Annotated in this window: 21 protein-coding genes; 14 read left to right on the forward strand and 7 right to left on the reverse strand. The window is 69.1% G+C overall.

Annotated elements, in window-relative coordinates:
• Positions 1–101: 101 nt before the first annotated feature.
• Complete coding sequence (locus MFF07_RS08245; RefSeq protein WP_147817862.1) at positions 102–1436, reverse strand: flagellin N-terminal helical domain-containing protein; 1335 nt, start codon at positions 1434–1436, stop codon at positions 102–104.
• A gap of 242 nt (positions 1437–1678) precedes the next feature.
• Entirely contained in the window at positions 1679–2989 is a 1311-nt protein-coding gene (locus tag MFF07_RS08250) for a flagellin N-terminal helical domain-containing protein (RefSeq protein ID WP_147817861.1), read from the reverse strand.
• 195 nt (positions 2990–3184) lie between these two features.
• Here MFF07_RS08250 and MFF07_RS08255 point away from each other — a divergent pair, with 195 nt between their 5' ends.
• Positions 3185–3592: a flagellar biosynthesis repressor FlbT gene (locus tag MFF07_RS08255; RefSeq protein ID WP_147817860.1), complete on the forward strand. Its 408-nt coding sequence runs from the start codon at positions 3185–3187 to the stop codon at positions 3590–3592.
• On the opposite strand, the gene glgX is transcribed toward MFF07_RS08255, so the two are convergent.
• On the reverse strand, positions 3593–5710 hold the full coding sequence (gene glgX / locus MFF07_RS08260) for a glycogen debranching protein GlgX (RefSeq protein ID WP_238231539.1): 2118 nt from the start codon (positions 5708–5710) through the stop codon (positions 3593–3595). It lies immediately after the preceding gene.
• 80 nt (positions 5711–5790) lie between these two features.
• Positions 5791–7212, reverse strand: coding sequence for an alpha,alpha-trehalose-phosphate synthase (UDP-forming) (locus MFF07_RS08265; protein ID WP_147817858.1), 1422 nt, complete (start codon positions 7210–7212; stop codon positions 5791–5793).
• A 469-nt stretch (positions 7213–7681) separates the two neighbouring features.
• Here MFF07_RS08265 and MFF07_RS08270 point away from each other — a divergent pair, with 469 nt between their 5' ends.
• The 6 genes from MFF07_RS08270 to MFF07_RS08295 all read left to right on the forward strand — a co-directional run bounded on the left by MFF07_RS08270 (position 7682) and on the right by MFF07_RS08295 (position 11602).
• Entirely contained in the window at positions 7682–8143 is a 462-nt protein-coding gene (locus MFF07_RS08270; RefSeq protein ID WP_147817857.1) for a hypothetical protein, read from the forward strand.
• A 10-nt stretch (positions 8144–8153) separates the two neighbouring features.
• On the forward strand, positions 8154–8549 hold the full coding sequence (locus tag MFF07_RS08275) for a phage holin family protein (RefSeq protein ID WP_147817856.1): 396 nt from the start codon (positions 8154–8156) through the stop codon (positions 8547–8549).
• Positions 8546–8932: a DUF3618 domain-containing protein gene (locus MFF07_RS08280; protein WP_147817855.1), complete on the forward strand. Its 387-nt coding sequence runs from the start codon at positions 8546–8548 to the stop codon at positions 8930–8932. Before MFF07_RS08275 ends, MFF07_RS08280 begins: the two co-directional genes overlap by 4 nt.
• A gap of 157 nt (positions 8933–9089) precedes the next feature.
• A complete protein-coding gene (locus MFF07_RS08285; protein ID WP_147817854.1) occupies positions 9090–9809 on the forward strand; it encodes a hypothetical protein in 720 nt (239 codons plus the stop codon).
• 48 nt (positions 9810–9857) lie between these two features.
• Positions 9858–10583, forward strand: coding sequence for a 5-oxoprolinase subunit PxpB (pxpB, locus tag MFF07_RS08290; protein WP_147817853.1), 726 nt, complete (start codon positions 9858–9860; stop codon positions 10581–10583).
• Positions 10580–11602 carry a 5-oxoprolinase subunit C family protein gene (locus MFF07_RS08295; RefSeq protein ID WP_147817852.1) on the forward strand — a complete coding sequence of 341 codons (1023 nt, stop codon included), beginning with the start codon at positions 10580–10582 and terminating at the stop codon, positions 11600–11602. The genes pxpB and MFF07_RS08295 overlap by 4 nt, the downstream gene beginning before the upstream one ends.
• A gap of 128 nt (positions 11603–11730) precedes the next feature.
• On the opposite strand, the gene MFF07_RS08300 is transcribed toward MFF07_RS08295, so the two are convergent.
• Positions 11731–12624, reverse strand: coding sequence for a ribokinase (locus tag MFF07_RS08300; protein ID WP_147817851.1), 894 nt, complete (start codon positions 12622–12624; stop codon positions 11731–11733).
• A gap of 140 nt (positions 12625–12764) precedes the next feature.
• Between MFF07_RS08300 and MFF07_RS08305 the strand changes: the two genes are divergently transcribed.
• From MFF07_RS08305 to MFF07_RS08315, 3 genes are read left to right on the forward strand one after another with little or no spacing between them, the layout of a single operon-like run.
• Positions 12765–13469 (forward strand): GntR family transcriptional regulator, encoded by a 705-nt coding sequence (locus MFF07_RS08305; protein ID WP_147817874.1) that lies wholly within the window; start codon positions 12765–12767, stop codon positions 13467–13469.
• A gap of 25 nt (positions 13470–13494) precedes the next feature.
• Entirely contained in the window at positions 13495–14547 is a 1053-nt protein-coding gene (locus MFF07_RS08310; RefSeq protein WP_147817850.1) for an apurinic/apyrimidinic endonuclease family protein, read from the forward strand.
• A gap of 32 nt (positions 14548–14579) precedes the next feature.
• Positions 14580–15131: an RBBP9/YdeN family alpha/beta hydrolase gene (locus tag MFF07_RS08315; protein WP_238231541.1), complete on the forward strand. Its 552-nt coding sequence runs from the start codon at positions 14580–14582 to the stop codon at positions 15129–15131.
• Positions 15132–15206: 75 nt separating this feature from the next.
• Here the strand turns inward: MFF07_RS08315 and MFF07_RS08320 are convergent, their stop codons facing one another.
• Together MFF07_RS08320 and MFF07_RS08325 are read right to left on the reverse strand one after the other, a co-directional pair.
• The gene (locus MFF07_RS08320; RefSeq protein ID WP_147817848.1) at positions 15207–15587 is read right to left on the reverse strand and encodes a hypothetical protein; all 381 of its coding nucleotides are present in this window, start codon (positions 15585–15587) and stop codon (positions 15207–15209) included.
• Positions 15588–15803: 216 nt separating this feature from the next.
• Positions 15804–16439, reverse strand: a complete 636-nt coding sequence (locus MFF07_RS08325; RefSeq protein ID WP_147817847.1) for a glutathione S-transferase N-terminal domain-containing protein — start codon at positions 16437–16439, stop codon at positions 15804–15806.
• Positions 16440–16671: 232 nt separating this feature from the next.
• Here MFF07_RS08325 and MFF07_RS08330 point away from each other — a divergent pair, with 232 nt between their 5' ends.
• The 4 genes from MFF07_RS08330 to MFF07_RS08345 all read left to right on the forward strand — a co-directional run bounded on the left by MFF07_RS08330 (position 16672) and on the right by MFF07_RS08345 (position 19657).
• Positions 16672–16923, forward strand: coding sequence for a hypothetical protein (locus MFF07_RS08330; RefSeq protein WP_238231543.1), 252 nt, complete (start codon positions 16672–16674; stop codon positions 16921–16923).
• 75 nt (positions 16924–16998) lie between these two features.
• On the forward strand, positions 16999–17436 hold the full coding sequence (locus MFF07_RS08335; protein ID WP_147819005.1) for a DUF4345 domain-containing protein: 438 nt from the start codon (positions 16999–17001) through the stop codon (positions 17434–17436).
• Entirely contained in the window at positions 17433–19457 is a 2025-nt protein-coding gene (locus MFF07_RS08340; protein ID WP_147819003.1) for an FUSC family protein, read from the forward strand. The genes MFF07_RS08335 and MFF07_RS08340 overlap by 4 nt, the downstream gene beginning before the upstream one ends.
• Positions 19458–19462: 5 nt before the next feature.
• A complete protein-coding gene (locus MFF07_RS08345) occupies positions 19463–19657 on the forward strand; it encodes a DUF1656 domain-containing protein (protein ID WP_147819001.1) in 195 nt (64 codons plus the stop codon).
• Positions 19658–19688 lie beyond the last annotated feature (31 nt).

Raw genomic sequence — 19688 nt, forward strand, 5'->3', positions numbered from 1 at the left:
GCCCGCGATGCGGCCCAACGCGGTCCGACCGGTCAAGGCCCGAAACGCGAACGGCCGAGGCTTGCGCCCCGGCCGCCGCGCATCATTTCGCGGATGATGCCTTACTGCAGCAGCTTCAGGATGCCCTGGTTCGCTTGGTTGGCGAGCGAGAGGGCCGAGATGCCCAACGACTGGCGGGTGGAGAGCGCATTGGAATTCGCGGCCTCCTCGTTCAGGTCGGCGCTGGTCAGGTTGGAAGCGCCGGTATTGAGCACGTTCGCGATCTGCTTGGTGAAGTCCTGGCGGGTCTGAACCGTCGCGAGGTTCGAGCCGAGGGTCGAGGCGAGCGAACGCAGGTTCGTCAGCGCGTTGGTCAGGGAGTCGGCGGCCTTGGTGAGGTCGGCGTTGTTCTGCACGCTGAAGTCGCCGTTGGTGGACGCCGTGGCGCTATCGACGAACTTGCCGACGCCAAGGCTGAGCGACGAAATCGCCGAGCCCTGCACGTCGAGACGGTTCTGAGCCGCGCCGGTCTTCTCGTTGAACACGATCGACAGCTTGTCGCCGCCGAGCAGGTTGGTGCCGTTGAAGCCGGAATCCTTGGCGAGCTGGTCGAGCTGTGTGCGGACGTCGTTGAACTGGTCAATGAGGGCTGAGCGCGCTGCGGAGGTGCCGCCACCCACGACGTTCGTGATCGCCGCGTTGCCCGCCGCGACGCCGAGCAGCGCAGCGGTCTGACCCGTCACCGAAGCGAAGGCGCCGGTGGTGTCGACGGTGCCGCTGTCGAGCGTGATCGGGTCGGAACCCGTCCCCGTGACGATCAGCTTACCCGAGCTGTCGATGTCGGCGATGGCGACGCCCGACTTGTTGATGCCGTTGACGAGGTCGTTGATCGTCGCGCTGGCGCTGAGCTTCACGTCGAAGGTCGTGCTGCCCGACTTGATGCGGAAGGAGTTGCTGACGGCGGGAGGGCCTGCGGCCGTTGCGTCGGTGAAGCCGAGATTGCCGTTCGTCGAGGCGGTCGCCGTGCCGGCGGTGCCGAAGAGGCTCTTGGCGAGCACGGTGTCGCGCTGGCTCTTGCCGGTCAACGTCGCCTCCGCCGTCGTGGCGAGTGCCACGGTGGGCGTGATCTTCGGCAGGTTGGTGGCGGCGTTGGTCTGGGCCTGCTTCACGGTGGACTGGAGCTGCTTCACCAGAGCCGTGATCGAATCGATGCCCTTGGAGGCGGCCTGGATCGTCTGGATGCCGTTGGAGATGCCGTCGAGCAGGCCGTTGAGGGCGGTCGAACGATCGGTCAGGGCCGAGGCGGTGAAGAAGTTGGTCGGGTTGTCGAGGGCCGAATTGACCTTCTTGCCCGTGGAGAGGCGGTTCTGGTTCGTCGCCGTGAGGGCGGCCGTGTCCTGCAGCGAGAGCAGGTTCGAGCGCGTGGCGGCGGAAAGGGTGACGTCGTAGGCCGACATGGCAGCGACTCCTGCTTACGGTCGAAAGTCTTCGTTCGACGACGTGGAGCAGCCACACTCGGCGAACCCAGTGTCGACATGGGTCGACGGAACCTGTTGAAAGCTTTACCGAAAGAAGGTTAACGATTTACCGTGCGCGCCGACTGGACAGCGATCTCGCTGCTTGATGTAGTTGGATGCCTCCGCAAACGAAAACGGCCGGGGCGATGCCCCGGCCGTTTCGTCTCGATCGAAGCTGAAGCTTAGCGCAGCAGCTGCAGGATGCCCTGGTTCGCCTGGTTGGCGAGGGAGAGGGCCGAGATGCCGAGCGACTGGCGGGTGGAGAGCGCGTTGGAGTTCGCGGCCTCTTCGTTCAGGTCGGCGCTGGTCAGGTTCGAGGCGCCCGTGTTGAGGACGTCCGAGATCTGCTTGGTGAAGTCCTGGCGGGTCTGCACGGTGGCCAGGTTCGAGCCGAGCGAGGAGCTGAGCGAGCTCAGCGACGTCAGCGCGTTGGTCAGCGCGTCGGAGGCCTTGGTGAGGTCGGCGTTGTTCTGGACGCTGAAGTCGCCGTTGGTGGACGCGGTGGCGCTGTCGACGAGCTTGCCGACGCCGAGGCTGGTCGAAGAGATCGTCGAGCCCTGGACGCTGAGCTTGTTCTGGGCGGCGCCGGTCTTCTCGTTGAACACGATCGACAGCTTGTCGCCGCCGAGCAGGTTCGTGCCGTTGAAGCCCGAGTCCTTGGCGAGCTGGTCGAGCTGGTCGCGCACGTCGTTGAACTGCGAGATCAGGGACGAACGCGCCGCGGAGGTGCCGCCGCCGGTAACGTCGGTTGTGTCGGCGGTACCGAACAGGGCCGTGTCCTGGGCCGTGGTGGCCGCGAACACACCGGCGTTGGTGACGTTACCCGCAGTCAGGGTAACGGCGTCGGAGCCGGTCCCGGTGACGACGAGCTTGCCGGAGCTGTCGATGTCGGCGGTGGCGACGCCCGACTTGTTGATGCCGTTGACGAGGTCGTTGACGGTCGCGTTGGTGCCGAGCTTCACGTCGTAGGTGGTGCTGCCGGCCTTGATGCGGATCGTATTGCTGACGGTCGCGCTGGTCGCGTCGGTGAAGCCGAGATTGCCGTTCGCCGAGGCGGTGGCCGTGCCGGCGGTGCCGAACAGGCCCTTGGCGAGCACGGTGTCACGCTGGCTCTTGCCGGTCAGCGCCGATTCGGCGGTGGTGGCGAGCGACACGTCGGAGGTGATCTTCGGCAGGTTGGTGGCGGCGTTGGTCTGGGCCTGCTTCACGGTGGACTGAAGCTGCTTGACCAGCGAGGTGACGGAGTCGATGCCCTTGGAGGCGGCCTGGATGGTCTGGATGCCATTGGAGATGCCGTCGAGCAGGCCGTTGAGGGCGGTCGAACGATCGGTCAGGGCCGAGGCGGTGAAGAAGTTGGTCGGGTTGTCGAGGGCCGAGTTGACCTTCTTGCCCGTCGAGAGGCGGTTCTGGTTGGTCGCCGTCAGCGCAGCGGTGTTCTGCAGCGAGAGCAGGTTGGAACGCGTGGCGGACGAGAGGGTGACGTCGTAGGCCATTGTCGGTCGATCCTTTTGATCGTTAGATGCCCCCGTTTTGGGAGTGACCCGACTAAACGCCGCCGCAACCTTCCAAAAACTTACTTGGATCGATCGGATTTCGCGCCAATACCCGAAGGTCATTTCTATGGTTAAGGATGGCTTAGTCTTGAGCCTACATCCTCTGTTCAACCCTTCAGCGTTCCGGATCCGCACATGCCACTCAAGATCGAACTCAAGCCGAACGAGCGGTTGATCATCGGCAACGCCGCGATCCGCAACGGCGAGCGCCGCGCGAGCTTCGTGCTGGAGACCAACACCCGCTTTCTCAGGGAGAGCGAGATCATTCCCGAGAGCGAGGCCGACACGCCGTGCAAGCAGCTCTACGTGCTGCTGCAGGTGATGTACCTCGTCGACCATCCGTTCGAGGCCGAGACCGCCTTCATGGCGCTGGCCAACGACGTGATGCAGGCGGTCCCGAGTATGGGGCCGCGCATCGCCGCGATCCACGAGGCCACCAGCACGGGCGAGCGCTACAAGGCGCTCAAGCTCGGACGCGCGCTCATCGCCTACGAGCAGGAGGTGCGTGGCCGCGCCCCCGCGTCGGAGCCGCCGGCCGCCTGATCAGGCCGTCCCGCCGCACGCGTCGGCGGAGTCTGCCGGCGGCGCCTTGAGCACGAGGATGTTGCGCGCCGCGAGGGCGACCGTGCCGCCCTCCCCCACGGTCGGCACGGTGTTCGGCGGGACGGTGCCGGTTGCCAGCGCCGTATCGAACACCCGCCGCCACGGCCCGCCGATGGTGGGGGCGAGGCGGAAATCGCACGGGGTCTCGGCGGCGTTCATGAGCACGAGCACGCGCTGCGCACCCTCGATGTCGTTGCCGATCTGCATGCCGAAGCTCTGCCGGCCGCCGTCGTTCCAGGCGTCGCCATCCATCTCGGTGCCGTCCGGCGAGAGCCAGTGCACGTCGCGCAGGTCGGTGCCGTCGACCCGGGCGCCGACCAGGAAGTGGCGGCGGTGTAAGCTCGGGCAGCGCCGGCGGAGCGCGGACAGATTGCCGACGAAGGCGGCGAGGTCCGGGTCGGGATCGTGCGCCCAGTCCATCCAGCCGACCGCGTTGTCCTGGCAATAGGCGTTGTTGTTGCCGGCCTGAGAGCGCCCGCGCTCGTCGCCCATCAGCAGCATCGGCACGCCCTGCGCCAGGAAGACGGTGGCCAGCATGTTGCGGGTCTGGCGGGCGCGGAGCGACAGGATCGCGGGATCGTCGCTCGGCCCCTCGACGCCGTAATTGCGGGAGAGGTTGTGCCCGTGGCCGTCGCGGTTGTCTTCGCCGTTGGCGTAGTTGTGCTTCTGCTCGAAGGCGACGACGTCGGCCAGCGTGTAGCCGTCGTGGGAGGCGGCGTAGTTGATGCTCGCCTGCGGCGCACGGCACGACGGCGAGAAGATCTCGCGCGAACCCGAGAGACCCTGCGTCAGCTTGCCGAGGGTGCCGTGGTCGCCGCGCCAGAAACCGCGGAGGGTATCGCGGAACTGGTCGTTCCACTCGCTCCAGCCATAGGGGTAGCCGCCGAGCCGGTAGCCGCCATGGCCGATGTCCCAGGGCTCGGCGATGAGCTTGACCCGGGCGAGCGTCGGGTCCTGCCGCAGCGCCTGGAAGAAGGCGGCCCGGTGCGAGAAATCGTAGGGTGCGCGCCCGAGGCTGGTGGCGAGATCGAAACGGAAACCGGCGATGCCGTAGGACTGCACCCAGTGCCGCAGGCTATCGAGCACCATCTGCATCGCCCGCGGATTGGCGATGTCGAGCGTGTTGCCGCAGCCGGTGCAGTCGACGTCCTCGCGCAGGTTCTCGGGCTTGAGCTTGTAGTAGCTGAGATTGTCGATGCCGCGGAACGACAGGGTCGGCCCCGTGTGGTCGCCCTCGGCGGTGTGGTTGTAGACCACGTCGAGGAGCGTCTCGATGCCCGCCGCCGCGAGTTCGCGGATCGCGAAGCGCAGGCCCCCGGTCCCGCCCTCGCCGAGATAGCGCGGTTCGGGCGCAAAGTAGTTGTAGGGCTGGTAGCCCCAGAAGTTGACGAGGCCCTTCTCCACCAGGAAGCGGTCGTCGGCGAAGGCCTGGATCGGCAGCAGTTCCAGCGCGGTGACACCGAGCTTGAGCAGGTGCTCGATGATCGCCGGGTGGGCGAGGCCGAGATAGGTGCCGCGCTCGGCCTCGGTCAGGGCCGGATGCGTCATGGTCAGCGCCTTGACATGCGCCTCGTAGATTACCGTCTCGGAGAGAGGGCGATGGTTCTGTGTCTGGGTGAAGTCCGGCGTGTCCGTACGGGTGACGATTCCGCGCGGCATCGACGGCGCGCTGTCGCGGCGGTCGATCACGTCCTCGCGCTGGATGCCGCGGCGATAGCCGTAGACGGAATCGTTCCAGCGGATGCGGCCGGCGATCTCGCGGGCATAGGGGTCGATGACGAGCTTGGCCGGGTTGAAGCGGTGCCCGTGCGCCGGCTCCCAGGGGCCGTGGACGCGGTAGCCGTAATGCTGCCCCGGCAGCACGCCGTGCAGGTAGCCGTGGAAGACGTCGTCGGTGCGGCAGGGCAACCGGACGACCTGGCGCTCGTGCCGCTCGCCCGGATCGAACAGGCAGAGGTCGACGGCGGTGGCGTTCTGCGAAAACAGAGCGAAGTTGACGCCTCGGCCATCGAAATGCGCGCCGAGCGGCGCAGGCACGCCCTCTTCGATGACGATCATCGCAACCCTAAATGTCCGCTTTCGCCCGAAACCAAGCGCGAGGCTTGCCCGATTTCGCCCGCGAACGAAAGACGGTCAGTCTACTCGGCCGCGGCGACGGCGGCCGGCGGCGAGCGGTCCAGGGTGCGGAAGTTTTCGAGTTCCGTCATGAAGTTGCGGGCCCACCAATCGACGTCCTCGCGCTTCATGCGCTCGTTCATCGGCTTCCAGCGAGCCAGCCGCTCCTCGCGCGGCATATAGAGCGCTTCGCGGATCGCCTCGGCCATCTCGAAGCGGTCGTAAGGGTTCACGAGCAGCGCCTCGGACATCTGCCGGGCGGCGCCGGCGAATTTCGAGAGCACGAGCACGCCGGGATCGTCCGCGCTCTGCGCGACGACGTATTCCTTGGCGACCAGGTTCATGCCGTCGCGCATCGGCGTGACGAGGCCGACGCGGGCGGCGCGGTAGAGGCCGGCCAAAACCGGACGCGGATAGGCCTTGGTGACGTACTGGATCGGCGTCCAGGCCGGCTCGCCGAGCATGCCGTTGATGTCGCCGACCTTCTCGTTCACCTCGCGCGAGAGCTGTTCGTATTCCGGCACCTCGCTGCGCGATTTCGGGGTAATCTGGATGTAGACGACGTTGCCGCGCTGGTCGGGGTTCGAGGCGAAGAAGCAGTCCACCGCCTCCATGCGCTCGGGCACGCCCTTCGAGTAGTCGAGCCGGTCGACACCGATCAGCAGCTTGCGGGTGCGCAGGCCCGCCATGGTCTCGCGCACGACCTTGTTGGTGCCGGCCTTGTCGGCGGCCTCCTTGAAGCCCGTGACGTCGATGCCGATCGGAAAGCTGCGGATGCGGGTGCGGCGCCCGTCGACCATCAGCGAGCCGCCGCCGAGCGGGATCGCACGCATGTCGTCGATCAAGTTGCGCGACAGGTTCTGCACGTCCGGGTCGGTCTGCAGGCCGATCAGGTCGTAATCGGCGATGGCGCGCAGCAGGTCGCCGCTGGCGGGCAGCGTGTTGAACACGTCGGCGCCGGGCCAGGGGATGTGGTGGAAATAGCCGATCGGGTTGTCGACGCCCTGCCCGCGTAGCTCGCTCGCCAGCGGGATCAGGTGGTAGTCGTGCACCCAGACCAGATCATCCGGCTCGAGCAGCTTGGCGAGCGCCCGGGCGAAGAGGCGGTTGACGCGCTGGTAACCCGCGTAATCGGAGCGCGAATAGCTTCCGAGCCCCACGCGATAATGCATGATCGGCCAGAGAGCCCGGTTGGCGAAGCCGGCGTAGTATTCCTTGTAGTCTTGCGGCGAGAGGTCGAGGACGGCGTATTGGACCCGGCCACGATCGATCAGCCTCGGCTCGGGATCGGGATTTTCCGTGATCTCCCCGCTCCAGCCGAACCAGAGCCCCTCATAAGCGGAGAAGGCTTCGTTGACGGCGACGGCGAGGCCGCCCGCGGAGACCAGGCCCTTGCCCTCCGCGGGGATCGCAACGCGGTTCGATACGATGACGAGACGTGACACGAAGCCGGACTCCGGTCCTCAACGGCTCGGTCGCGCAGATCGCGCCCAGGCCGTATTGACGATGTGAGATGAAAACGCACGGGGGAGGCGCATGATCCGTCGTGAAACGGACGAGCACGGTCGAACCTCGCGGTTCAAGATCGCTGCATCCGGCGTCCCCCGATCCCCATGCCCGTTCGGCAGTGCAACCATACCCCGGAAGCCTCGGTTCCGCCATGGCCAACGGATACCCGTGCACCCATGACGATCACCTGTGACGACGGTCGCGGCTGTCTTGGCTGTAAGAAGCTGAACGGGTGCTGACGGGGCCGATCGCGGCGACGATGAAATTGCCTGCCGCCGCCGAGCAGAGAAAGCGGAACCGGCTGAGCCCGCCGATGTTACTCAGCCGACGCTTGACGGTCGGCCAGGTTCGCCGGCGGACCGCAACGCACTCTCCCTATCCGTGTCGTTCCATGGAGTACCGTCTATGACCGCATCCCCGACACCCGGTCAGGCGAGCGATCCCGGCGACCTGCACGACCTCAAGCGTGACGTTGAGGACACGGTGGACGTCGCCGTCGAGCGCGGCCGGGGCTTCGCCGCCGCGGCGCGCACGCATGCCGTCAACCTCGCCGAGGGCCGCAAGGCCGAGGCCGCGAAATCGGTCTCAGGCCTCGCTCATTCCTTACGCGATTCCGGCCGCACCTTCGACGACCGCCCGAACGTGAAGGCGTTCTTCGACAGCGCCGCCGAGGGGCTCGACGATCTCGCCGGCTCGATCGAGACGCGCTCGTTCAATGATTTCTATCAGGACGCCGAGGCCTTCGCCCGCCGTTCGCCCGTCGCGGTGGCGGTGGCGACCTTCGCTGCCGGCTTCCTGCTCGCTCGTTTCGTCAAGTCGTCCGGCGAGCGCCAGATCGACGGCGATTACGATCGCGAGCGGGTCTGAGGACGCCAGGATGTCGAGCCCTCCCCCCAGCAGCATCCAGGGCCTGATCGGCGACGCCCTGCGCGAGACCAGCGAACTCGCGCGCAAGGAAATCGCGCTGTTCCGCACCGAGATGGTGAGCAACGTCCGCACGCTGTTCATCGGTCTCGCGATGATGGTGGCGGCCGCGGTATTCGCGGTGGTCTCACTGCTCGTCCTGATCGGCGCCTTCGTGAAATTCGTGGCGACGCTGGTGCATTCCGACTGGCTGGCGGCGCTGATCGTCGGCGGCGTCCTGCTCCTCGTCGCCATCATCCTCGCCGTCGTCGGCGCCAAGGCGATGTCGTTGTCCAATCTCGCGCCCACGCGCACCACGCGGCAGGTCCGTCAGGACGCGCGCGCCCTGTCCGAGAGGGTTTCGGGATGAGCGGTTCGCTGTCGGATCTCGAGAAGGACATCGAAGCGAGCCGCGCCCGGCTCGACGAGACCATCGATCGTATCCAGGACCGGCTCTCGCCGGTGAACCTGGTGGACGAGATGCTCGGCTCGGCGCGCCTGACGCCACTGAACAGCGTCTACGACGACGCGCTCGCCGTGGTGCGGCGCAATCCCTTGCCGGTGCTGCTGATCGCGGCCGGAGTCGGCATGCTGATGAAGAAGCTCGCGCAAGGTCCGCGCGCGCCTGCCGTTCGAGCCTCCGCCAGAGTGCCGGTCGAGCCGGCTCCGACGGCGGGCGTGGAGCGGGCCTACGATCCGGATCAGCCCGGTGGGCGCCCGGCCCGCGTCCTGACGGAAGACGCGAAGGCCTGAAGCTTTTCGCGAATTCCTTTGGGATGGCAGGCGGATCGGGGCGGTTTCTCGGACGCGGAACGAATCCGGCCGCCGAGGCGCTGAAAGATCACGAAGGAGCCCGGCGGCGTGCCCCGGGTGCATTGAACACCATCGATCGAAACTTCGGAGTGGCGTGATGAGCGACAACCCAAACCACGCAGACGGCGGCCGGTCGCTGCCGGACGAGATCGCGGCCAAGGCCGGACTACCGCGCCAGGACGACGTCGCGCATTCGCTGCACGACATCGGCGACCGGGCCGAGCGTGAAGCCAAGGCGGCCCTGTCGTCGGCGCGCGATGCCCGCGACCATGCCGGCGAGACCGCGGAGACCGTCGCCCGCGAGGCCGCGAATTCCGCCTCCGACATCCAGGACCGCGTCTCCGATGCGGCTCATTCGGCCCGTGGTCGTGTCGAGGAAACCGTGGACCGGGTGCGTGGACAGGCCGCCGACGCCTATGACGACGTCCGCTCCTGGGCGGCGGATCGCGTCGACGAGCATGGTCGCCGAGCGGCGGATCTCGCCGACCGCGGCTTCGTCCGCCTGCGCGACGGCCGCAGCGCCACCGAGGCGTTCGTGTCGGACAACCCGCTGCTCGTCGGCGTCGTCGGCATTGCCGCCGGCCTGCTGCTCGGCGCGCTCCTGCCGCGCACCCGGCCCGAGGACGAGCATCTCGGCCCCTGGGCCGACGAGGTTCGTGGCCAGGGCCTGCGCTACGCCCGTGAGATGACCCATCGCGGCCGCGAATACGTCGAGGCGGCCCTCGACCCGGACAATCTCGACACCGCCGTGCGCCGTGCCGGCGCGCAGGACGAGGACGGTTACGCGGGGCCGGAGCGGACGGCGCACCGGCTCTGAGCCGGGATCGCTTTACCCCCGGCGGCTGACGGGGTTACGGGAGGCGCGATGACCTGTCGGCATCCGCGCCTCCTGACCTGCGGCGATACCGCCATCACCATCGAGTTCGGCGACGCGATCGATGCCGGTCTCAATGCTGCCGTGCTCGCCCTCGACGCCCGCCTCGCTGAGGCCGCGCTTCCGGGCGTCGTCGAGACGGTGCCGACCTATCGCTCGCTCACCGTCCATTGCGATCCCGTCGCGGCCGATCCGGCGGAGCTCGCCCAGGCGATCCTGAGGCTGGCATGCTCCGACCTGCCCTCGCCGAGGGCGGGCCGGATCTGGCGCATTCCCGTCGTCTACGGGGGCGAGTTCGGCGTCGATCTCGGCGCGGTCGCCAAGCATCACGGCCTCTCGCCGGACGCCGTGATCGCGCGCCATGTAGAGCCCGAGTACCGCGTTGCCATGCTCGGCTTTCTGCCCGGCTACGCCTATCTCAGCGGGCTCGACCCGGCTCTGGCCCTCTCCCGCCGCCCGGCCTCGCGCCCGACGACACCCGCCGGCACGATCTCCATCGGCGGCGCGCAGGCGCTGGTGGCGAGCATCGCCGCGCCGAGCGGCTGGCATCTGTTGGGCCGCACTCCGGTGCGCAGCTTCATGCCCGGCCGCGACCCCATCTTTCTGCTCGAGCCCGGCGACGGCGTCTGCTTCGAACCGGTCGATCCCGGCCGCTGGGACGCGCTCGACAGGGCCGCCGCCGCAGGAGAACTCGTCGCCGAGCGGCTGGACGCATGAACGCCGCCCTCGTCGTCATCGCCTGCGGAGCCGCGACCACGCTTCAGGATGGCGGTCGCCGCGGCTACCTGCGCTACGGTCTCTCCGCCTCGGGTCCGATGGACCGCCTCGCTCACGCCGCCGCAAATGCCCTCGTCGGCAATCCCGTGGATGCGCCTGCCATCGAGTTCGGCCTCGGCGGCGGCCGGTTCCGGATCGAGGGCGGCCCGGTCCGGCTGGCGCTCGCCGGTGCCCCCTGTCCGATGCGGCGCGACGGCGAGCCGGTCGCCCATCACCGCTCGCTCGTGCTGCGCGAGGGTTCGGAACTCTCCATCGACCGGCCGTGCCAGGGTGTCTTCGCCACGCTGGCGCTGGCCGGCGGCATCGCCGTCGCAGGGGTGATGGGCAGCGTCTCGTTGCACTTCCGTGCGGCATTGGGAGGTCTCGACGGGCGGCCGTTGCGCGCGGGCGACCGGCTCCCGCTGCGTCCGCCGCCGCTCTCCGGCGAGGCCGAGCGCTGCCTCGATCCGGTGCCGGTGGAGCGCGACCGGCCGATCCGCATCGTCCTCGGACCGCAGGAGGATCGCTTCACGAAGGGCGGTATCGATACGCTGCTGAACGCGGCCTTCACAGTCTCCAACCGGGCCGACCGGATGGGCTACCAGTTCGACGGCCCCGAGATCGAACACGGAGGGGACGGCTTCAACATCGTCTCGGACGGCACCGTCGCGGGCTCGATCCAGGTGCCCGGCAGCGGCCGGCCCATCGTGCTCCTGGCCGATCGCCAGACCACCGGCGGCTATCCGAAGATCGCCACCGTAATCTCCGCCGATCTCCGCCGCGTCGCCCAGCGCCGGCCCGGCGAGACCGTGCGGTTCGAGGCCGTCTCGCTGCAGGAGGCGGTCCGGCTGGCGCGTGAGCGCGCCGCCGTGATCGCGGCGCTGCCGACGCTGCCGAAGCCCGTGGCCGGCGAGGCCGATCGCCTGCTCGGCGCGAACCTTGCCGGCAATGCCGTCGACGCGCTCGACGAGCAGGATTGAGACGGCTTCCGGATGGATCGATTGCGAAGCAGACCGATCCGGATGCATGACGTGCACACGCCGACGCCTCCCTGTCATCGCGAGCGCAGCGAAGTGATCCAGGGCCCAGGCGCAACGACGGGCATGGCTCAGCCCGCCGCGCAGAAGCGATCGAGGTCTGCCGTCGTCGGAAAGGCCTCGAAGGCGCCGAACCGGCAGGTTGTGATCGCGCCGCAGGCCGCGGCCCGCGCCAGCGCCTCCGCGATCGGCCGCCCCTCCAGCAGCGCCACCGCGAAGCCCGCCGAGAAGGCGTCTCCGGCCCCGATCGTGTCGACCGCCGCAACCGGGAAGGCGGCCTGACGGGCGGGCGGCCCGTCGCGCTGGAAGGCCACGGCGCCCTCCTCCCCGAGCGTCACCACGACGACCGCTGGGCCGGCCCGGAGCAGGGCTTCGGCCGTGCCGGGGTCGGCCACGTCGAGCCCGAGATCGGCCGCCTCCACGCGGTTCACGACGAGGATCGTCGTGTCCGCGAGGATACGCGGATCGATCGGCCGGCCCGGCGAGGGGTTGAGCAGCGTGCGGGTGCCGCGTGCGCGGGCCTGGGCGAAGGCTTCGGCGATCGCCGCGTCCGGCGACTCGAAGGTCGCCATGACGAGTCCGGCTCGAGCAATGCGGGCCGGATCGATGTCGGCGGCCGCGAGCAGCCGGTTCGCACCGGGGCTGACCGCGAGACAGTTCTCGCCCTCCCGATCGACGAAGCCGATTCCGGCTCCGGTCGAGCCGCTGCGCCGCACGAGCATGTCGGCGGCGAGACCCACCCCTTCGAAGGCCGAAACGGCGACCGCTGCGAAGGGGTCGTCACCGATGGCGAAGACGCCGTCGACCTGCGCACCGAGGCGGTGCGCCGCCACCGCCAGGTTGAAGCCCTTACCGCCCGGTTCCGACACGAAGGCTTCCGCGGCGAGGGACTCACCGGCGCGCGGAAGCCGTGCTACCTTGACGGAGCAGGCGACCACGAAGCTGCCTACGACGAAGATCTGCACGAACGATGATCCGGTAGCATCAGGTGGCAAGCAGGAAGGCAGCCGGAGAGTTCCGGCAGGACAAGACCGGTACGGTCGTTCCCTTCGCTCTCGATCGTCCCTCGCTGATGTCGCTCCTGCGGCTGCGGGACGACACGGCCATGCCGCTCTACCAGCAACTTGAAGAGCAGATCCACGCGCTGATCATGTCCGGGGCGCTGCCCACCGGCGCGGTCCTGCCTGCCGAGCGCCAGCTCGCCGAGAACCTCGGGGTCAGCCGCGTCACGATCCAGCGCGCCTATGCGGCTCTGCGCCAGCGCAACCTGCTCTCCTCGCAGGGGCGCAAGGGGTTTCTGGTCCGCTCCCGGCCCGAGCAGGTCCATCCCGGCATGGACCGCCTCAAGGGCTTCACCGAGGAGATGCGCGAACTCGGAAAGGTGCCCTCTTCCCGCGTCACCGAGCGGGCGATCGTGCACGACCGCTCGATCTCCTCGATCTTCGGTCTGCCCTCCACCGCCCCGATCCTCAAGCTGACCCGCATCCGCTGCGGCGACGACATCGCTATGTCGCGGGAGGTCGCCTGGTACAATCTCAAGGCCGTGCCGGCGCTCGAGCACGGCGACCTGTCCGGTTCGGTCTACGCCTTCCTGGCCGATGAGGCCGGCGCCCGGCTCGTCCGCTGCGAACAGACCATCGAGGCGACGATGCCTACCGCCGAGGAGTGCCGCATCTTCGATTTCGACGAGCCGAGCCCCTGCCTCCTGATCAAGCGCCACAGCTTCTCGGATGCCGGCGTGATGATCGAATACGTCGAGGGCCTGTTTCGCGGCGACATGTACAGCTATCGCCTCAAGCTGCGGACCTGACCCGGGCTGCCCGCGTTGTCGGGCCATGACAGCCCCCACGCCCCGCCTCGGCTTCTGCTGCACCTTCATCCCCGACGAACCGCCCGGCGGCTATCCGACCCGCAAGGCCGAGCGCGAGGCCGTGCAGGCCATGAACCTCACCAGCACGACCATGACCCACCTCGCGGGTCTCGCGCCGGCCGCGCGGCGGGCGAAGCTCGACACGATCGCCCGCCACAACCTCGTGGCCCTGGGACGCCAGATCGCTTGGGTCGCGGCGCGGCCGCCGGCCGAGCGGCTGCTGCGCATCGTCTCCTCGCTGCTGCCGGGCTTCACCCACCCGGTGGCCCGCGACCTCTACGCCGAGCCCGCGCTGCGCCGCCTGATCGCGGACGGCCTCAGGCGGCTCGGGGAGCAGGCGCGGGCGGGCGGCGTGCGGCTCAGCATGCATCCGGGCCAGTTCTGCCTCATCGCCTCGCGCAGCCCGTCGGCGCAGGAGAACGGCATCGCCGAGCTCGAATACCACGCCGAGGCGATGGCGATGCTCGGCTACGGCGGCGGCTGGCATCCGCACGGTGCCCACATCAACATCCATGTCGGCGGCCGCGAGCCCGGCATCGACGGATTCCGCGCCGGCCTCGCGCTGATCTCGGAGACCGCGCGAAACCTGCTCACGGTGGAGAACGACGAGACCTGTCACGGCCTCGACGCCGTGCTGCGGCTCTCCGATGCCGTGCCCGTGGTGCTCGACCTGCATCATCACTGGATCGAGAGCGGCGGCGACTACATCGAGCCGGACGATCCCCGTATCGCGCGCATCCGCGAATCCTGGCGCGGCGTACGCCCGGTCAGCCATGTCAGCGTGTCCCGCGAGGATGTGCTCGCCGACCACGATCCGGCGGTGCTGCCCGATTTCGCGGCCCTGTCCCGCGCCGGCCATTCCGGCCGCGATCTTTCTGCGCATTCAGACCTGATGTGGAACGCCGGCATCAACGCCCTGGTGGCCCGCCATCTCGCCTGGACCGACTTCGAGGTCGAGGCCAAGGGGAAGAACCGGGCCTCGACCGCGCTGGCGGCCTGGATCGCCGCCGCCGCTTGATCGCCCTGCGCCCGAGGCGATAGGGAGGCGGCATGAAGACGGGCGATTGCGATATCCTGATCCTGCCGGGCTATGCCGGCTCCGGGGAGGAGCACTGGCAGGCGCGCTGGGCCGGGCGCCTTCGCACGGGGTGGGTCGTCGCGCAGGCGGATTGGCACCAGCCTGATCCCGAGGATTGGCGCGCGCGGATCGTCGCGGCGGTCGAGGCGGCGACGCGCCCGGTCGTGCTCATCGCCCACAGCCTCGGCGTGGTCGCGGCGGTCGAGGCGGCGCCGCGCTTTCCCGCCGGCGTCGTGCGCGGCGCGATGCTCGTCGCCTTCCCCGACATCGAGACCTGCCAGAACCTGCCGGCCAGCGTCTGCTCCTTCGCGCCGGTGCCGCGCGATCCCCTGCCCTTCCCCGCGCTCCTGGTGGCGAGCCGGACCGACCCCCATTGCAGCTACGAGCGCGCGGAAGAGTTCGGGGCGGCGTGGGGGGCGTCCGTGGTCGACGCGGGCGAGGCCGGGCACATCAACATTGCCAGCGGGCACGGCCCCTGGCCGGAGGGCCTGATGCGGCTCGCCGGATTCATGTCGACGATCTGAGGCGGGCGGCCCGACAGGGCCGCCTCGTTGTCTTTAGTCCGGGCGATCCGTGGTCGGGATCGACGCATATCGGTGTCAGTTGATCAGGCAGAATCCGGTGCCGGTGCCGGCGATGCGGCCGCTCGGGCACCACGGTTCGGAAACCTTCTCCACGGCGAGGGACACCGGGGCCGGCGGCATTGGCGGAATCGGTGCGGTCTCGTCCGCCCCGTCCGCCTCGGACCCCCTCGCGCTGCGGGTGACGTTGCGCGCATCGGACCGGCTCGGATCGAACGGGCCTATCGCTCCGACGGCGGCAATGATGGGCAGGCGCCGGGTCGCCGTATCGCGCGCGCTCGCCGAACGGTGCGGAACGGAGAAGCTGGAGCCGCGCAGCCGAAAGCCGCGGGCCTCCGCATCTGCGATGCTGGCTGCGAGCGTCAGGACAGACACTGCGACGACGGCGACAGGCCTCATGGCACCACCTCCTGCTGGAGCGCCCGTCCACGTCGCGGATGCCGGTTCGGCGGCGGACGGCGCATCGAATCAACGACCCCGCGACCTCGGCCCGATGCCATCAGGTCGGGTACGGCTCGAAGCAGGATATCGACGGAGTCTTAACGCTGCGTCCGGAGGACCTCCCGCAGTTTAGCGATCTCCCGGCCCTGGGGATAACAGCGTGGACGAGCGCGGTCAGATCGCGGCTAGCCCCCGCTGGACGGCAGGCCGCGCGAGTACCGTGTCGAGCCAGCGTCCGACGTTCGGGTAGGCCGCGGTGTCGATGCCCTGCTTCTCGTGAAATTTCGCCCAGGTCAGCGTCGCGATGTCGGCGATGGAGTAGTCGCCGGCGAGGTGGTCGCGGCCGTCGAGGCGGCGGTCGAGCACGCCGTAGAGACGCTTCGCCTCCTCGGTGTAGCGCTCCACGGCGTAGGGGATCTTCTCCTTGGCGTAGATCCGGAAATGATGGGCCTGGCCGAGCATCGGCCCGAGGCCGCCGACCTGCCAGAACAGCCACTCGTCCACCGCCACGCGGACGCGCTCGTCGGTGGGGTAGAGGCAGCCGGTCTTGCGCCCGAGATATTGCAGGATCGCCCCGGATTCGAAGACCGTGATCGGCTGACCGCCGGGCCCGTCGGGATCGACGATCGCCGGAATCTTGTTGTTGGGCGAGATCGCCAGGAAGTCGGGCGCCATCTGTTCGCCCTTGCCGATGTTCACCGGCACCACCCGGTAGGGCAGCCCGCATTCCTCCAGCATGATCGGAATCTTCCAGCCGTTCGGCGTGCTCCAGGTGTGCACGTCGATCACACCGGCTGTCGTCTGCGCCATGGCCTGCTCCGCGATCCGGCCCGCCGCCCGTTCCGGCGGGCCTACCGATCGCGCGGAGTAGACCGCATTCGTCACGGCGTGAACAGGCGGATCGCGGCGTCGCAGCGGCGGATCCCGATGCAACTCCGATGCGGGCAAGCCGTTTCTGGCCTTGCCCTTTCCCCGTCGTTGCGGCTGTGATTGCCGATCCCTGCGCGCAGGCGCGGGGATTTTTCATGCTGAGGTTGCCGGAATGTCGCTTCGTGTCGCCGCCCTGTTCGCTGCGGTGCTCTGTCTTGCCGGCCCGGCCCTGGCCCGCGAGCCGGCCCGGCCGCCCGCCTCCGCCCGCGACAGGGACGCAGCCCTGTCGCCCGCCCGCGAGCGGCAGAAGCGCTGCGGCACCGAATGGCGCGGCCTGTCGACCGCCGACAAGACCGCCAAGGGGCCCACATGGCCGCAATTCTACAGCAAGTGCGTGAAGCGCCTGAAAGAACCGAAGGCCTGACCGGCGCCCCGGGGCGAACCGTGGCCGCAATCGGGCGTTGCCTGCCGGGACCGACGACGGGCGAGGACATGCACGATGCAGGGTGAGCGGCGGCTGTTGCAGCGGGTTGTCTCGGTCGTGGCGCTCCTGCCGGTCGCGGCGGGGCTCTACGGCGTGCTTTTCGGCATCGACGGCATCGGCACCGACCGCATCGTCAACATCTCGGCGGACAGCCACTTCCGCTATTTGTCGGGCCTGCTCACCGGCATCGGCATCCTGTTCCTCACCTGCGTGCCGGGGATCGAGCACAAGACGGGGCTGTTTCGCTTCCTCACCCTGGTGGTGGTGCTCGGCGGCCTTTCGCGCTTGCTCGGCCTCTACCTGACGGGTCTGCCGTCCCTCGTCATGCTCGGTGCCCTCGTGGTCGAGCTCGGGGTCACGCCGCTGCTGTGCCTGTGGCAGGCGCGCGTGGCGCATCTCGCCGCGTCCGAGGGCCCCGGCGTCGTCGATCTGACGCGCGAGGACGCCGTGTGACCGCCGCGTCCCCGCCCCTCGCCGACCGCCTGATCGACCGGCTCGATGCGATCGTACCGCCGCCGGCCGCCTGGCTGTTCGGCCTACGGATCTGGCTGGCGATGATGCTCGCCCTCTACGCCGCGTTCTGGCTCCAGATCGAGAGCGCGTCCTCCGCCGCGGTCTGCGTCGCCATCCTGGCGCAGCCCAAGCGCGGACAGGCGCTCTCCAAGGCGGGCTACCGTTTCCTCGGCACGATCGTCGGCGGCGTGGTCGCGATCGTGCTGACGGGTTTGTTCAATGAGGACCGGGTGCTCCTGCTCGTGTCCTTCACGGTCTGGCTCGGCCTCTGCGTCTTCGTGGCGCAATACCTTCAGGATACCCGCGCCTATGGCGCGATGCTCTCCGGCTACACGGTCGGCATCATCGCGCTCGCCAACATCGACGCGCCGCAGAACACCTTCGACGCGGCACTCGGGCGGGTGGCGGCCATCGCCATCGGCATCGTGGCGATCACCTTCATCAACGATGCGTTGGCCTCGCCCAGCACGTGGCGCACCCTGCGCCCGACCCTGGCGAATGCTTTCGGCGCGGCCCGCGCCTTCGTCCGCGACGCCCTCGCGAACGGCGATCCCGGCGACGAGCGGACGGCGGCCCTGATCCGGACGATCGCGGCGATGCGGGCCGAGACCAGCGCGATCGGGGGCGAACTCGACGACGGACGGAACCGCGCCTCCGGTGCGCGCAGCGCCATTGCCGCCCTCTACGTGACGGGCGCCGCGAGCCGTGGCCTCGCCCTCGCCTGCGACCGGATCCGCCGGCCGACGCCGGCCGTGGTGGAGGCGCGCGCACTCTGCCTGCGCGCCGTCACCGGCGATGTCACGGAGCCGGGTGCCGAACAGCTGAACCGGGACGACGCCCGGCTGCGCGACCTCGTCGAAGAGGCGATCCGCGATCCGGCGCGCTCCCTCGACGAGACCATGGCGCTGCAGCGGGCGCTCGACCTGCACAACGCCGTCACCTTCGCCGACGACGGCCTGCGCGCCCTCTCGGACGGGCATAAGCCGCTGCGCGACGTCGCCCTGCCGACGCATCGCGATTTCCCGGTGGCACTGCGTGCGGCCCTGCGCGTCGCCATCGCCTTCGGCGTTGCGGCCGGCGTGTTCATCCTCGCGGGCCTGCCGCAGGCGTCCTTCGCCCTGGTCCAGGTCTCGGCGACCGCCGCGCTCTCCTCCGTGACGCCCGACCCGAAGAAGTTCGCGATCGGCGTGCTGATGGGGATGCCGCTCGCGGCCCTGTTCGCGGGCATCGTCCTGTTCGTGTTCCTCAACGGCAACCAGGGCTTTCCGCTGCTCGCCATCGCCATGGCGCCGGTGGTGTTCTTCGGCTGCTTCCTCTCGCTGAATCCGAAGACGTTCACCGTGGGCTTCATCTCGCTGGTGTTCACGCCGGTGCTGCTCTCGCCGGCCAACCCGCAGCTCTACGATCCCCAGACCTTCCTGATGAACGCCTATCTCGTGGTCGCCGCGGCGGTGATCCTGTTCCTCGTCGTGCGGCTCGTCCTGCCGATCTCGAATTCGCAGCACCGGTTCTACGCCCTCGAAGAGGCCCGCCGCGACACCGCCGACGCCCTGGTCGGCGAAGGAGGCGACGCCACCACCCGCACCAGCCTGAACGCGGACCGCCTGTTCCAGTTCTCGCAATGGAACTCGGGCAGCGGCGCCGTGCGGCGCGCGAGCCTCGCCCACGCCTTCGCCCTGTCGCGCCTCGAATCTTCGGCCGCACGGGCACACGCGCAGATGCGACTGCTCTGGTGCGCCAAGGGGCTCAGGGCGAGCATTCGGCGCGGACGCGAGGCGCTCGCCCGCGGCAACGCCTGGGGCCTGGAGGATGCGGCTCGCGCCATGATCAGGGCCGGGGGCCGTGAGGACCGCGAGACCCGCCTGCGGATCGCCCGCGCCGCGACCGACCTGGCGACCGCCTCGCAGGTCATCCAGCGGCACGGGCGCTTCTTCCGCCGCCTCGCCCTGCCGAGTAGCTGACGGCCATGCGTCACGAACTCCAGATCGGCGGCGTCCTGCTCTCGCCCTTCGTCGCCTACGCGATCGGCGCGCTGGTCATCCTCATCCTGCTGCGGATCGTCTTCCGGAAGATCCGGTTCAGCCGCTACGTCGCGAATGCGCCGATCGCCGAGGCCGGCCTCTACGTCTGCGTGCTCGCCCTCCTGATCCTGCTTTTTTGACGGCCCCGAGAGTATTCTCGAACGGATCGGC

Source organism: Methylobacterium thuringiense, from assembly GCF_022179645.1.
Lineage (GTDB): Bacteria > Pseudomonadota > Alphaproteobacteria > Rhizobiales > Beijerinckiaceae > Methylobacterium > Methylobacterium thuringiense.

What these genes read in the sequence shown, in the direction of transcription:
- MFF07_RS08325 (WP_147817847.1), bottom strand. Translation starts at nt 16,439, where the DNA reads ATGGCGCAGACGACAGCCGGTGTGATCGACGTGCACACCTGGAGCACG.
- MFF07_RS08285 (WP_147817854.1), top strand. Translation starts at nt 9,090, where the DNA reads ATGAGCGACAACCCAAACCACGCAGACGGCGGCCGGTCGCTGCCGGAC.
- MFF07_RS08245 (WP_147817862.1), bottom strand. Translation starts at nt 1,436, where the DNA reads ATGTCGGCCTACGACGTCACCCTTTCCGCCGCCACGCGCTCGAACCTG.
- pxpB (WP_147817853.1), top strand. Translation starts at nt 9,858, where the DNA reads ATGACCTGTCGGCATCCGCGCCTCCTGACCTGCGGCGATACCGCCATC.
- MFF07_RS08295 (WP_147817852.1), top strand. Translation starts at nt 10,580, where the DNA reads ATGAACGCCGCCCTCGTCGTCATCGCCTGCGGAGCCGCGACCACGCTT.
- MFF07_RS08255 (WP_147817860.1), top strand. Translation starts at nt 3,185, where the DNA reads ATGCCACTCAAGATCGAACTCAAGCCGAACGAGCGGTTGATCATCGGC.
- MFF07_RS08310 (WP_147817850.1), top strand. Translation starts at nt 13,495, where the DNA reads ATGACAGCCCCCACGCCCCGCCTCGGCTTCTGCTGCACCTTCATCCCC.
- MFF07_RS08315 (WP_238231541.1), top strand. Translation starts at nt 14,580, where the DNA reads ATGAAGACGGGCGATTGCGATATCCTGATCCTGCCGGGCTATGCCGGC.
- MFF07_RS08275 (WP_147817856.1), top strand. Translation starts at nt 8,154, where the DNA reads ATGTCGAGCCCTCCCCCCAGCAGCATCCAGGGCCTGATCGGCGACGCC.
- MFF07_RS08335 (WP_147819005.1), top strand. Translation starts at nt 16,999, where the DNA reads ATGCAGGGTGAGCGGCGGCTGTTGCAGCGGGTTGTCTCGGTCGTGGCG.
- MFF07_RS08345 (WP_147819001.1), top strand. Translation starts at nt 19,463, where the DNA reads ATGCGTCACGAACTCCAGATCGGCGGCGTCCTGCTCTCGCCCTTCGTC.
- MFF07_RS08250 (WP_147817861.1), bottom strand. Translation starts at nt 2,989, where the DNA reads ATGGCCTACGACGTCACCCTCTCGTCCGCCACGCGTTCCAACCTGCTC.
- glgX (WP_238231539.1), bottom strand. Translation starts at nt 5,710, where the DNA reads ATGATCGTCATCGAAGAGGGCGTGCCTGCGCCGCTCGGCGCGCATTTC.
- MFF07_RS08280 (WP_147817855.1), top strand. Translation starts at nt 8,546, where the DNA reads ATGAGCGGTTCGCTGTCGGATCTCGAGAAGGACATCGAAGCGAGCCGC.
- MFF07_RS08320 (WP_147817848.1), bottom strand. Translation starts at nt 15,587, where the DNA reads ATGAGGCCTGTCGCCGTCGTCGCAGTGTCTGTCCTGACGCTCGCAGCC.
- MFF07_RS08305 (WP_147817874.1), top strand. Translation starts at nt 12,765, where the DNA reads ATGCCGCTCTACCAGCAACTTGAAGAGCAGATCCACGCGCTGATCATG.
- MFF07_RS08330 (WP_238231543.1), top strand. Translation starts at nt 16,672, where the DNA reads ATGTCGCTTCGTGTCGCCGCCCTGTTCGCTGCGGTGCTCTGTCTTGCC.
- MFF07_RS08270 (WP_147817857.1), top strand. Translation starts at nt 7,682, where the DNA reads ATGACCGCATCCCCGACACCCGGTCAGGCGAGCGATCCCGGCGACCTG.